The organism is Quyinboa ferrireducens (assembly GCF_042436675.1).
Taxonomy (GTDB): domain Bacteria; phylum Bacteroidota; class Bacteroidia; order Bacteroidales; family UBA5342; genus JBHJHP01.
This window is the reverse complement of sequence record NZ_JBHMVA010000102.1, coordinates 1-661: the sequence shown is the minus strand read 5'-3', so window position 1 is coordinate 661 and position 661 is coordinate 1. Positions and strand designations below refer to the sequence as shown.

Here is a 661-nt window from a genome sequence, read left to right as displayed (position 1 = left end):
ACAACGTTCCCGCGGTATGGTGTCGTGCGGTTGACTGTCCCACGAAGTGGAGACTGTCAAGCCGAAAACGACGGCATACGGAATATAGGTTTGCAGTTTAAAATAAAACCGCATGCACTATGACCGCGTGTTGGCGGTAGTTATTTTTCATTTAATTCTACTTCAAACTCTTTTCTCAATTCGGTCTTGATATTCACCTTAATTGGTTTAAATTCAATTGGTATTTTGTTTGCTTCCAAATATGCTTTTGCTCCAGTGGTGTCTTTTTCAAACTTATCAGGAAACATGTTTAGTCCAATCATAAAATTCAGAGTTACGATTGAGTCTGTTGTCTGAAAATAGCAAAACGTTTGTGCCATACTAAGTCCATGGTAATACCCCAAAGTATCTTTTTGATTATTTGTCACAAAACACCAAATTTCTTTAGGTCTCTTTAAAATCTTGTCTGGCAAATAACCTTCACTTAGTCCTAAAGTATCAGTCCAGTCAACATAATACAAGTTTCTGTCATAGTCTTCAGGAATAATTTCATATTTCAACTGAATTCTGGTTTTGTCAGGTTTACTTGTTTCCTTGCAACCAAACAACATCATAATCAGAAGAATTAATATGTCTATCCGTCTTGTCATTTTTTAATTACCGCCAACGTTCCCGCGGTATG

Annotated in this window: 1 protein-coding gene; it reads right to left on the bottom strand. The window is 36.8% G+C overall.

Features of this window, described 5'->3' with window-relative positions:
• Positions 1 to 140: 140 nt before the first annotated feature.
• The gene (locus tag ACE01N_RS20615; protein WP_380592991.1) at positions 141 to 629 is read right to left on the bottom strand and encodes a hypothetical protein; all 489 of its coding nucleotides are present in this window, start codon (positions 627 to 629) and stop codon (positions 141 to 143) included.
• Positions 630 to 661 lie beyond the last annotated feature (32 nt).

Coding starts and splice junctions, on each gene's coding strand:
- ACE01N_RS20615 (WP_380592991.1), bottom strand. CDS start 629: ATGACAAGACGGATAGACATATTAATTCTTCTGATTATGATGTTGTTT.